The following is a 12,592-nucleotide window of genomic DNA, read 5'->3' on the forward strand; positions in this document are numbered from 1 at the left end:
GAACTGCTGGAGTATACCTTGTTTCGCAATTTATTGAACCCCGATCACACCATATGCCACGTTTATGGTCGATGGCGTTGCGCTCTGTATGTTATAAAAATGTAGCAATAAAAGCGTTTGTACCTGAAAAGATGAAGATTCTGCGTAGCGAGATTTATACAACAGGAATAGACTGAACACCTGACTCTATAAAAGATGCTAAAGGTTATTTATGACTCAACAGCCACAAGCCAAATACCGTCACGATTATCGTGCGCCGGATTACCAGATTACTGATATTGACTTGACCTTTGACCTGGACGCGCAAAAGACGGTGGTTACCGCGATCAGCCAGGCTGTCCGTCATGGTGCATCAGATGCTCCACTTCGTCTTGACGGCGAAGATCTTAAACTGGTCTCTATTCATATTAATGATGAGCCGTGGTCCGCCTGGAAAGAAGAAGAGGGCGCACTGGTCATCAGTAATTTACCGGAGCGTTTTACGCTCAAGATCGTTAATGAAATTAGCCCTGCGTCCAACACTGCACTGGAAGGGCTTTACCAGTCAGGCGATGCGCTTTGCACCCAGTGTGAAGCCGAAGGTTTCCGCCACATTACGTACTATCTCGATCGCCCGGACGTGCTGGCGCGTTTTACGACTAAAATTATTGCCGATAAAACCAAATACCCGTTCCTGCTTTCTAACGGTAACCGCGTTGCGCAAGGTGAGTTGGAAAACGGACGTCACTGGGTACAGTGGCAGGACCCGTTCCCGAAACCGTGCTATCTGTTTGCGCTGGTGGCAGGCGATTTTGATGTGCTACGCGACACCTTCACCACGCGTTCTGGCCGCGAAGTGGCGCTGGAGTTGTATGTCGATCGCGGCAACCTTGACCGCGCGCCGTGGGCGATGACCTCGCTGAAAAATTCCATGAAGTGGGATGAAGAGCGCTTTGGTCTGGAGTATGACCTTGATATTTATATGATCGTTGCCGTGGACTTCTTCAACATGGGCGCAATGGAGAATAAAGGTCTTAACATCTTTAACTCCAAATATGTACTGGCGCGCACCGACACCGCTACCGACAAAGATTACCTCGACATTGAACGCGTTATTGGCCATGAATATTTCCACAACTGGACCGGTAACCGTGTGACTTGCCGCGACTGGTTCCAGCTTAGCCTGAAAGAAGGTTTAACCGTGTTCCGCGATCAGGAGTTCAGCTCTGACCTGGGTTCCCGTGCCGTTAATCGCATCAACAATGTGCGCACCATGCGCGGGTTGCAGTTTGCGGAAGACGCCAGCCCAATGGCTCACCCAATCCGCCCGGACATGGTCATTGAGATGAATAACTTCTATACCCTGACCGTTTATGAGAAGGGCGCAGAAGTGATTCGAATGATCCACACCCTGCTGGGCGAAGAAAATTTCCAGAAAGGGATGCAGCTCTATTTCGAGCGTCATGATGGCAGTGCGGCAACCTGTGACGATTTCGTCCAGGCGATGGAAGATGCGTCAAATGTCGATCTCTCTCATTTCCGCCGTTGGTACAGCCAGTCCGGCACGCCGATTGTGACTGTTAAAGACGACTACGATCCAGAAACTGAGCAGTACACCCTGACCATCAGTCAGCGCACGCCAGCTACGCCAGATCAGGCAGAAAAACTGCCGCTGCATATTCCGTTTGCTATTGAGTTGTATGACAACGAGGGCAAAGTAATCCCGTTGCAGAAGGACGGTCATCCGGTCAATTCAGTGCTGAATGTCACCCAGGCGGAACAGACTTTTGTTTTTGATAACGTCTACTTCCAGCCGGTGCCTGCGCTGCTGTGTGAATTTTCCGCGCCGGTGAAACTGGAATATAAATGGAGCGATCAGCAACTGACCTTCCTGATGCGTCATGCGCGCAATGATTTTTCCCGCTGGGATGCGGCGCAAAGTCTGCTGGCAACGTACATCAAACTGAATGTCGCCCGTCATCAACAAGGGCAGCCGTTATCGCTGCCAGCACATGTTGCAGATGCTTTCCGCGCTGTGCTGCTCGATGAGAAGATCGACCCGGCGCTGGCGGCAGAAATCCTGACACTGCCTTCTGTCAATGAAATGGCGGAACTATTCGATATCATCGATCCGATTGCCATTGCCGAAGTTCGCGAAGCACTCACCCGTACACTGGCGACTGAACTGGCGGATGAATTGTTGGCTATCTATAACGCCAATCACCAGAGTGAGTATCGTGTTGAACATGAAGACATTGCGAAACGTACTCTGCGTAATGCCTGCCTGCGCTTCCTCGCCTTTGGTGAAACGCATCTGGCTGACGTGTTAGTGAGTAAGCAGTTCCATAAAGCGAACAATATGACCGATTCGCTGGCGGCACTTTCGGCGGCGGTTGCTGCGCAGTTACCGTGCCGTGACGCGTTGATGCAGGAGTACGACGACAGGTGGCATCAGGACGGTCTGGTGATGGATAAATGGTTTATCCTGCAAGCCACCAGTCCAGCGGCGAATGTGCTGGAGACGGTGCGTGGCCTGTTACAGCATCGCTCATTCACCATGAGCAACCCGAACCGTATTCGTTCGTTGATTGGTGCGTTTGCAGGCAGCAACCTGGCAGCGTTCCATGCTGAAGATGGCAGTGGTTACCAGTTTCTGGTGGAAATGCTCACCGATCTGAACCGCCGTAATCCGCAGGTGGCTTCACGTTTGATTGAGCCGCTGATTCGCCTGAAACGTTACGATGCCAAACGTCAGGAGAAAATGCGTGCGGCGCTGGAACAATTGAAAGGGTTGGATAATCTCTCTGGCGATCTTTACGAGAAGATCACCAAAGCACTGGCTTAATACAAAAGTGCCTGATGCGACGCTGGCGCGTCTTATCAGGCCTACAAACCCGTTGGAATTGTTGGTTTTGTAGGCTGATAAGGCGTTCACGCCGCATCTGGCATGTTAACCATGACGCCGAATTGGTTGTTCAGAATGCCCTCGCTGCATCACCCGCTGTAACACTTCCGCTTCCAGTTCCGCTAACCGTACTGACCCTAATCGGCGCGGGCGAGGAATATCCACCGTCAAATCCAGGCCAATCTTTCCCTCTTCAATCAACAGCACCCGGTCAGCCATCGCTACCGCTTCGCTCACATCATGCGTCACCAGCAAGACGGTAAAGCCGTGCTCCTGCCAAAGTGACACAATTAAATCCTGCATCTCCAGTCGCGTTAAGGCGTCCAGTGCGCCCAGCGGTTCATCGAGCAACAATAAACCCGGACGATGAATCAACGCTCTTGCCAGCGCCACACGCTGTTTCTGCCCGCCAGAAAGTGCGGCAGGCCATTCCCCGGCACGATTTTCCAGCCCTACCGCAGCCAGTGCCTGATGCGCCGCATCGCGCCATTGGCCTTTAAGACCTAACCCAACGTTATCAATCACCGATTTCCATGGCAGCAGACGCGCATCCTGAAACATCATCCGCGTATCATCCTGAATCTCGGCCAGCGGTGTTATACCCGCCAGTACATCACCTGCGGTTGGTGTTTCCAGCCCCGCCAGCAGACGCAGCAGAGTACTTTTACCGCCGCCGCTACGACCAACAACAGCCACAAACTGACCTGCCGGAATATGCAAATCCAGTTGATTCAGCACGATATTTTCTGCGTAATGTTTGCTCACCGCATTAAGTAGCAGTGGTGTACCCTGGTTCAGACGGGCAGTATTCATGCCGTGGCCTCCTTCAGATGATAAGCCGGGTTCCAGCGCAACCAGAGACGCTCTAGCAATTGGGCGCTAATGTCAGCAAGTTTGCCGAGCAGGGCGTAGAGAATAATGGCGACGACGACGACATCCGTTTGCAGAAACTCCCGCGCATTCATCGCCAGATAACCAATGCCAGAATTGGCAGAGATGGTTTCGGCAACAATCAGCGTCAGCCACATCAGGCCCAACGCAAAACGCACGCCGACCATAATTGAGGGCAGGGCACCAGGCAGGATCACATGCACAAACAGCGGCAAGCCGGATAAGCCATAGCTACGCGCCATCTCCACCAGCCCGCGATCGATATTACGGATGCCGTGCCAGGTATTGATATAAATGGGGAACAGCGTGCCGAGCGCTACCAGGAAAATTTTTGCAGACTCATCAATGCCAAACCACAAAATCACCAGCGGGATCAGCGCCAGATGCGGCACGTTGCGCAACATTTGAATTGAGCTGTCCAGCAACCGTTCTCCCCAGCGCGACAGGCCGCTAATCAATCCCAGAATCAACCCCAGCGATCCGCCAATCGAAAAACCAATCAGCGCCCGCCAGGAGCTGATCGCCAGATGCTGCCACAGCTCACCGCTGGCCGAGAGCGTCCAGAACGCGGCCACCACTCCTTCCGGAGAGGGCAAAATACGCGTCGACAGCCAGCCAACCGAGGAGGCCAGTTGCCACACCGCCACGATGCCCACCGGTAAAAACCAGGGGGCAACGCGCAATAACCACTTCTTCACTGGCGTTGCCATCATTTTCTTCCTTAGCTTTGCGCGACATTACGTGGGATGAACTCATTCGCTACCGCTTCGCCTTGCAGGTTCAATGGCTGTGGTTGGGGAATCTGTGGAATGGCAACATCCAGATGTGGGAACAGTAATTCGCCAACCCGATACGCTTCTTCCAGATGTGGATATCCTGAGAGGACAAAACTGTCGATGCCAAGCGCGGCGTATTCGTTGATTCGTGCGGCGACTGTCGGACCATCGCCTACCAGCGCCGTCCCCGCACCGCCGCGTACCAGACCAACGCCTGCCCATAAATTGGGGCTGATCTCCAGGTTGTCGCGCTTGCCGTTATGCAACGCAGCCATTCGCTGTTGTCCCACGGAATCCGTGCGGGCAAATGCAGCCTGTGCTCTGGCGATGGTGTCATCATCAAGATGGGAGATTAACCGTTCTGCGGCCTGCCACGCTTCGTCGTTGGTTTCGCGGACAATCACATGGAGGCGAATACCGAAACGAATTTTGCGACCATGTGCGGCCGCTTTTGCCCGCACTTGCTCGATCTTCTCTTTTACCAGTGCTGGCGGCTCGCCCCAGGTGAGATAAAGATCAACTTGTTCTGCGGCCAGATCCTGGGCGACGTCTGACGATCCGCCAAAGTAAAGCGGAGGATACGGTTGTTGAATCGGTGCAAAGAGTAGTTTTGCCCCGCGCACATGAATATGCTTACCGTTGAAATCGACAGTTTCTCCCTGCAATAAACGTCGCCAGACCTGAGTAAATTCCGCCGAGGCTGCGTAACGCTCGCTGTGGTCGAGGAACACGCCGTCTCCCGCCAGTTCTTGTGGATCGCTGCCTGTTACCAGGTTAAACAACGCACGGCCATTCGACAGACGGTCGAGCGTGGCGGCCTGGCGGGCGGCAACGGTAGGTGACGTTACACCAGGGCGCAGGGCGACAAGAAACTTCAGCCTTTGCGTAACCGGGATCATCGACGCCGCCACCAGCCACGCATCTTCGCAGGAAGGGCCCGTAGGGATCAGCACGCCGGTATAGCCAAGACGATCCGCCGCTTGCGCGATCTGTTGCAGATAACCGTGATCAACCGGACGAGACTCTGTTTCCGTTCCCAGATAATGACCGTCACCGTGCGTAGGTAAAAACCAGAATATATTCAGACTCATAATTGTTTTCCTTCCAGTTGAGTGGGGTGCCAGATGCGCTGGCGAATATCGACTTTTTTCGGCAGCAGATGATTTTCATAAAACAGGTCGGCAGTATGTTGCTGTAAAGCGGCAACCTCGGCACTCACTGGTTTGATGGTGGTGGGAGGACGGTGGCCAAGATAAGAGGCTATTACCGGTGCCGGTAAGCCCATCGTTTTTGCCAGCAAGGTGATACTTTGCTCGCGCTGGCTGTGGGTTAACGCATCGGCCTGGCTAAAGGTCTCCAGTACGCCCTGAATAAAGGCACCGTTTTTTTCTGCATAGGGGCGGGCCGCCAGATAAAACGACCCGGTCTGATTCAGACCAGTACCATCTTTTAATACCCGCACACCACCCTGTAATAATGCAGCAGAGTAGTAAGGATCCCAGATGGCCCAGGCATCTACGTTACCTTGCTGGAAGGCCGCGCGGGCATCAGCAGGTGTCAGGTAAGTGGGCTGGATATCGGTGAATTTAAGCCCGGCCTGTTGCAGTGCGCGTAGTAACAGGTTGTGCGAACTGGAACCTTTCTGAAATGCGACTTTGTGGCCCTTCAGTTCAGCCACGGTTTTTATGGGACTGTTTTCTGGCACCAGAATGACTTCGGCTTTTGGTTTTGGCGGCTCGACACCGACGTATACCAAATCCGCACCAGCAACTTGGGCAAAGATAGGTGGAATGTCGCCCGTGCTGCCAAGATCAATACTGCCGATGTTGAGTGCTTCCAGCATCTGTGGACCCGCAGGAAATTCCACCCATGAAATTTTTGTTTGCGGATAGCGTTTTTCCAGGAGTTGATGGCTTTTTGCCAGCACCATGCTGATGCTGCCTTTCTGATAACCTATCCGTAACGCTTCAGGCGAAGACTCCGCAGCAACCGCGAGCGTAGTGACGCTAAGTAATCCCGCCAGCGCCAGTTTAAATATGTTACGCATGGGCGTTTCCTCGTAGAGAGAAAAGATCAGGAACCTGGACATCACGACGGTGCAACGCCTGCCAGAAGGCTTCGAGTGCGACATCAAGACGGGATTGCAGATTCGGCGTGAATTGCGGTTTATGCTGGAAATCAATCACCTGCGAGTCATCGGCAAACACACCGTGCAGGATCTCCTGCGCTTTTAAAGCGCTTAGTACCGGTTTGAGTGCGTAATCGACCGCCAATAGATGAGCCACTGTGCCGCCTGTTGCCAGTGGTAAAACCACTTTGCCTTGCAGTGCGCGTTCAGGTAGCAGGTCGAGAAGGGTTTTTAACGCCCCGGAATAAGCCGCTTTGTAGACGGGGGTCGCGACAATCAGCCCGTCAGCCTCTTGCAGTTGTGCAGTGAAAGTTTTCAGAGCCGGGCTGTCGAAACGTGCATAGAGCAAATCTTCCGGGGCGAAGTTTTGCAGATTCCAGTGATAAACCTCCACATCCAGGCTATTCAGCTTTTCTCGCGCATATTCCAGTAAGGAACTGGAGCGAGAAGGAAAGCGAGGACTTCCAGCCAGGGTAATGACACGCATACTCTCTCCTTATAACTAATTGTTCTTATTTCGTTAACATTGATAACAATTGGGTCAGTCTGACAGAGGGAGCTGGTGAGTCGAAATGATTTATCTGGTGAAGGAAAGCCAAAAAAAGCATAAAAAAGGCGCAATAAGAAAACGTTTGCTATTTATTGCCGCAGGTCAATTCCCTTTTTGGCTGAACTCGCACATAATACGCCCCCGGTTTGCACACCGGGAATCCAGGAGAGTTCATGTACTACCCCTTCGTTCGTAAAGCCCTTTTCCAGCTCGATCCTGAGCGCGCTCATGAATTTACTTTTCAGCAATTACGCCGCATTACCGGAACGCCGTTTGAAGCACTTGTTCGGCAGAACGTTCCAGCGAAACCGGTTAACTGCATGGGACTGACCTTTAAAAACCCGCTTGGTCTGGCTGCCGGTCTTGATAAAGACGGGGAGTGTATTGACGCTTTAGGTGCAATGGGATTTGGATCGATCGAGATCGGTACTGTCACCCCGCGTCCACAGCCAGGAAACGATAAGCCTCGTCTCTTTCGCCTGGTGGATGCGGAAGGTTTGATCAACCGTATGGGCTTTAATAACCTCGGCGTTGATAATCTCGTAGAGAACGTTAAAAAAGCCCATTATGACGGTGTTCTGGGAATTAACATCGGCAAAAATAAAGATACGCCGGTAGAGCAGGGTAAAGATGACTATCTGATTTGTATGGAAAAAATCTACGCCTATGCGGGATATATTGCCATCAATATTTCATCGCCAAACACCCCAGGATTACGCACTTTACAATATGGCGAAGCACTGGATGATTTATTAACTGCAATTAAAAATAAGCAAAATGATTTACAGGCGATCCACCATAAATATGTGCCAATTGCAGTGAAGATCGCGCCGGATCTTTCTGAAGAGGAGTTGATCCAGGTGGCCGATAGTTTGGTTCGCCATAATATTGATGGTGTTATTGCGACTAATACCACCCTCGATCGTTCTTTAGTTCAGGGAATGAAAAATTGCGAGCAAACCGGTGGATTAAGTGGTCGCCCGTTACAATTAAAGAGTACAGAAATTATTCGCCGCTTGTCGCAGGAATTAAACGGCCGTTTACCAATCATTGGTGTTGGTGGTATTGACTCGGTCATCGCCGCCCGTGAGAAGATTGCTGTGGGTGCATCACTGGTGCAAATTTATTCTGGTTTTATTTTTAAAGGCCCGCCGCTGATTAAAGAAATCATTACCCATATCTAATTATTTCTTTCATTTTCTCTTTATAAGATAATCAGGGCTTTATTTTCAGCCCTGGTTGTTTTATATTCATTCCTGTTACTTATTTAGATATTTTGTACTTTTCTTGTTGAGGTTATTAAGCAAAGCGACAATGGAATGTGTTGCGGTAGATTTATAGGGTAGAGGAGAGGCATATGCGAATTAAACCAGATGATAACTGGCGTTGGTATTACGATGAAGAGCATGATCGAATGATGCTTGATTTAGCCAATGGTATGCTATTTCGCTCACGTTTTGCTCGTAAAATGCTGACACCGGATGCTTTTTCTCCTGCGGGATTTTGCGTTGATGACGCCGCGCTCTATTTCACGTTTGAAGAAAAATGCCGCGACCTTAACTTATCAAAAGAACAAAAAGCCGAACTGGTGCTTAATGCGCTGGTGGCGATTCGTTACCTCAAACCGCAAATGCCGAAAAGCTGGCATTTTGTTTCTCATGGCGAAATGTGGGCACCAGTATCGGGTGATGCAGCCTGTGTCTGGTTAAGCGACACCAATGAGCAAGTCAATTTACTGGTTATTGAATCTGGCGAAAATGCTGCACTGTGCCTGCTGGCACAGCCTTGCGTCGTCATCGCCGGGCGCGCCATGCAACTGGGTGACGCTATCAAAATTATGAATGACAGGCTGAGACCGCACGTGAGTTATGACAGCGTCAGCCTTGAACAAGCCGTTTAACCTTTCAGTTTCAATGCACTCTTCGGCACACAACTACAGCAAAGAATTGTTCCGTCGTCGCTCATAGCTGATTTTTTCAGCGGGGTGACTTCGCCTTCCAGAAGCTGGATACGACAACTTCCGCAGATGCCAGCACGGCAAGAATAGGGAATACGAATCCCTTGATTTTCTAATTGTTCCAGTAATACCTGTTGGTTATTACCGCGAAATGCCTGCCCTTGCCAGTCGATATCTACATTTGCGTCCGCTTGTTGTGTCGCTGGGAAAGTGTCGTCCGCTGCGGCTGCGCCGTAGGCTTTTGCCGGTGCCGTTGCCAGAATTTCCACTTCATCGCCAACACGAATAACACCGCTGTTGCGGGCAATCAGGTTCTGACCGAAATCGACATCGCCGTTATCCTGGGCAGTACGGAAAGATTGCAACGTTTTTAATGGTTCGCCAGCCGGATGCTTTTGCCCTTTTTCCGGGCTAACGGTGGTGAAAATACAACGGCTACATGGCTTCACCACATCGAACACCACATCGCCAATACGAATCACTTTCCAGGTGTCTTCTTCCCACGCAGGCACGCCAGAAACAACCAGATTGGGGCGGAATTGTTCCATTCTGACGCTTGCCGGACAGCGTTGCTGTACATCACGTAATGAGGATTCATTCGCGAGTAGATACGGATAGCCATCAGCGAATGACAGGGGTACAGTGTTGTGGCGTTTTACGCGCCGCGTCATCTGCGGCCCCACCCAGCGCAACTGCACTTCGCGGGAGAAAAATCCACTTAACCATGTGTTGATCGTGGCTGGAGCAATACGTGCAGTAAAATGGTTGCCCCACACTTCCGTTGGTGCGTCCTGTACGGCGAAATCGGCAAAGCGTACCCACGCGCTGCTGCCATCGGGCGCAGTGAGATGCAGACCGTCATGAACGGGAGAGGGGGTAAAGCGCACCATCTGTGGAAACTGACGGGCGGTAATAAATGTGCCGTCGGGTTCTGTCAGCATAAAAATTCGATCGAAGGCCAGCCCGCTGATATCTGCAAGAGCGTGTGTCAGACCAATGCCGCGCATGGATTTAACAGGATGAATAAAAAGCCGGGTTAATGTCGCCACGGAGCGGTCCTCAAATGAAAATAAGCCCTCAACTTTATGACATGACGCACTTATTAGCTATAATGCGCAACAATTTTCTTAGAGCCTATACCAATAGGCTATTTTATTTGTCAGTTCGGCCCTGGGCTGCGCCCGAAATCATTAGGTACTACGTGTACGCACCGGTTTCTCCGCGCTGCCCATATCCTGACTGACTGCAACAATTACGCCTACTGCGGTAGGCTCTTAGAGTAAAAGTGACGATATGAATTCTCTGTTTGCCAGTACGGCCCGTGGGCTGGAAGAGCTGTTAAAAACTGAACTGGAAAACCTGGGGGCCGTTGAATGCCAGGTGGTTCAGGGTGGGGTCCATTTCAAGGGCGACACGCGGCTTGTTTACCAGAGCCTGATGTGGAGCCGCCTGGCCTCGCGTATTATGTTGCCGCTGAGCGAGTGCAAGGTTTACAGCGATTTAGACCTCTATCTCGGTGTTCAGGCGATCAACTGGACAGAGATGTTTAATCCAGGCGCGACCTTCGCTGTTCACTTCAGCGGCTTGAATGACACCATCCGTAACAGCCAGTATGGCGCGATGAAAGTGAAAGATGCCATCGTTGATGCTTTCACGCGTAAGAATCTGCCGCGTCCGAATGTTGATCGCGATACGCCGGATATCCGCGTTAACGTCTGGCTGAATAAAGAAACCGCCAGCATTGCTCTCGACTTAAGCGGTGACGGTTTACATCTGCGTGGCTATCGCGATCGTGCGGGTATTGCGCCAATCAAAGAAACCCTGGCGGCGGCTATTGTAATGCGTTCCGGCTGGCAGCCGGGAACACCACTGCTCGATCCGATGTGTGGTTCCGGTACGTTGCTGATTGAAGCGGCGATGCTGGCGACCGATCGCGCACCGGGCTTGCACCGTGGGCGTTGGGGATTTAGCGGCTGGGCGCAGCACGACGAAGCCATCTGGCAGGAAGTAAAAGCTGAAGCACAGACCCGTGCCCGTAAAGGTCTGGCGGAATACAGCTCTCATTTTTACGGTTCCGACAGCGATGCGCGGGTGATTCAACGCGCACGCACTAACGCCCGCCTCGCCGGTATTGGCGAACTGATTACTTTTGAAGTGAAAGATGTCGCGCAACTGACCAATCCGCTGCCAAAAGGGCCGTACGGTACAGTACTGAGCAACCCGCCATATGGTGAACGTCTGGACAGCGAACCGGCGCTGATTGCGCTACATAGCCTGCTGGGTCGAACCATGAAAAACCAGTTTGGTGGCTGGAATCTCTCTTTATTCAGCGCTTCGCCGGATCTGTTAAGTTGCCTGCAACTGCGCGCAGACAAACAGTACAAAGCGAAAAACGGACCGCTGGACTGCGTGCAGAAAAATTACCACGTTGCCGAAAGTACTCCGGACAGCAAACCAGCGATGGTGGCGGAAGATTACGCTAACCGTCTGCGTAAAAACCTGAAAAAGTTCGAGAAGTGGGCACGCCAGGAAGGGATTGAATGTTATCGCCTGTATGACGCCGATTTGCCGGAATACAACGTTGCCGTTGACCGCTATGCTGACTGGGTGGTGGTGCAGGAGTATGCGCCGCCGAAAACGATTGATGCGCACAAAGCGCGTCAGCGCCTGTTCGATATTATCGCCGCGACCATTTCGGTATTGGGGATTGCGCCAAACAAACTGGTGCTGAAAACCCGTGAACGGCAGAAGGGTAAAAATCAGTATCAGAAACTGGGCGAAAAAGGCGAGTTTCTTGAAGTCACTGAATACAACGCTCACTTATGGGTGAATCTGACGGATTACCTCGATACTGGTCTGTTCCTCGATCACCGCATCGCACGCCGTATGCTCGGTCAAATGAGCAAAGGCAAAGATTTCCTCAACCTCTTCTCCTATACCGGTAGCGCCACCGTGCATGCGGGATTAGGCGGCGCACGCAGCACCACTACGGTGGATATGTCGCGTACGTATCTGGAGTGGGCAGAACGCAACCTGCGTCTGAATGGCTTAACTGGCCGTGCGCATCGACTGATTCAGGCCGATTGCCTGGCGTGGCTGCGTGAGGCTAATGAGCAGTTCGATCTAATCTTTATCGATCCGCCAACCTTCTCTAACTCAAAACGAATGGAAGATGCGTTTGATGTTCAGCGCGATCATCTGGCGCTGATGAAAGATCTGAAGCGTCTGCTGCGCGCAGGGGGGACGATTATGTTCTCAAACAACAAACGCGGTTTTCGTATGGATCTCGACGGACTGGCAAAACTGGGGCTGAAAGCACAAGAAATTACGCAAAAAACACTTTCCCAGGATTTTGCCCGTAACCGCCAGATCCACAACTGCTGGCTGATTACCGCAGCCTGAAAGG

The 12,592-nt window shown here is 51.8% G+C and carries 10 protein-coding genes; 4 read left to right on the top strand and 6 right to left on the bottom strand.

What is annotated here, in order from left to right; genetic code table 11:
- The first annotated feature begins 211 nt into the window (after positions 1 to 211).
- Positions 212 to 2,824: an aminopeptidase N gene (gene pepN, locus C0K55_RS08605; protein WP_000193796.1), complete on the top strand. Its 2,613-nt coding sequence runs from the start codon at positions 212 to 214 to the stop codon at positions 2,822 to 2,824.
- Positions 2,825 to 2,929: 105 nt separating this feature from the next.
- Here pepN and ssuB read toward each other — a convergent pair whose 3' ends face one another.
- From ssuB to ssuE, 5 genes are read right to left on the bottom strand one after another with little or no spacing between them, the layout of a single operon-like run.
- A complete protein-coding gene (gene ssuB / locus C0K55_RS08610; protein WP_001090478.1) occupies positions 2,930 to 3,697 on the bottom strand; it encodes an aliphatic sulfonates ABC transporter ATP-binding protein in 768 nt (255 codons plus the stop codon).
- Entirely contained in the window at positions 3,694 to 4,485 is a 792-nt protein-coding gene (ssuC, locus tag C0K55_RS08615; protein ID WP_000235185.1) for an aliphatic sulfonate ABC transporter permease SsuC, read from the bottom strand. Before ssuC ends, ssuB begins: the two co-directional genes overlap by 4 nt.
- A gap of 11 nt (positions 4,486 to 4,496) precedes the next feature.
- Positions 4,497 to 5,642 (bottom strand): FMNH2-dependent alkanesulfonate monooxygenase, encoded by a 1,146-nt coding sequence (ssuD, locus tag C0K55_RS08620; protein ID WP_105266945.1) that lies wholly within the window; start codon positions 5,640 to 5,642, stop codon positions 4,497 to 4,499.
- A complete protein-coding gene (locus C0K55_RS08625) occupies positions 5,639 to 6,598 on the bottom strand; it encodes a sulfonate ABC transporter substrate-binding protein (RefSeq protein WP_016242623.1) in 960 nt (319 codons plus the stop codon). The genes ssuD and C0K55_RS08625 overlap by 4 nt, the downstream gene beginning before the upstream one ends.
- A complete protein-coding gene (gene ssuE, locus C0K55_RS08630; protein WP_001516126.1) occupies positions 6,591 to 7,166 on the bottom strand; it encodes an NADPH-dependent FMN reductase in 576 nt (191 codons plus the stop codon). The genes C0K55_RS08625 and ssuE overlap by 8 nt, the downstream gene beginning before the upstream one ends.
- Before the next feature lie 236 nt (positions 7,167 to 7,402).
- On the opposite strand from ssuE, the gene pyrD reads away from it, so the two are divergent.
- Positions 7,403 to 8,413 (top strand): quinone-dependent dihydroorotate dehydrogenase, encoded by a 1,011-nt coding sequence (pyrD, locus tag C0K55_RS08640; RefSeq protein ID WP_105269083.1) that lies wholly within the window; start codon positions 7,403 to 7,405, stop codon positions 8,411 to 8,413.
- Between the two features lie 173 nt (positions 8,414 to 8,586).
- Entirely contained in the window at positions 8,587 to 9,129 is a 543-nt protein-coding gene (gene zapC / locus C0K55_RS08645) for a cell division protein ZapC (RefSeq protein ID WP_001220666.1), read from the top strand.
- On the opposite strand, the gene C0K55_RS08650 is transcribed toward zapC, so the two are convergent.
- Positions 9,126 to 10,235 carry a YcbX family protein gene (locus C0K55_RS08650; protein ID WP_001516128.1) on the bottom strand — a complete coding sequence of 370 codons (1,110 nt, stop codon included), beginning with the start codon at positions 10,233 to 10,235 and terminating at the stop codon, positions 9,126 to 9,128. The two genes, zapC and C0K55_RS08650, sit on opposite strands and share 4 nt — an antisense overlap.
- 244 nt (positions 10,236 to 10,479) lie before the next feature.
- Here C0K55_RS08650 and rlmKL point away from each other — a divergent pair, with 244 nt between their 5' ends.
- Positions 10,480 to 12,588, top strand: coding sequence for a bifunctional 23S rRNA (guanine(2069)-N(7))-methyltransferase RlmK/23S rRNA (guanine(2445)-N(2))-methyltransferase RlmL (gene rlmKL, locus C0K55_RS08655; protein WP_001086563.1), 2,109 nt, complete (start codon positions 10,480 to 10,482; stop codon positions 12,586 to 12,588).
- The last annotated feature ends 4 nt before the right edge of the window (positions 12,589 to 12,592 follow it).

The organism is Escherichia sp. MOD1-EC6098, from assembly GCF_002965865.1.
Taxonomy (GTDB): Bacteria; Pseudomonadota; Gammaproteobacteria; order Enterobacterales; family Enterobacteriaceae; genus Escherichia; species Escherichia marmotae.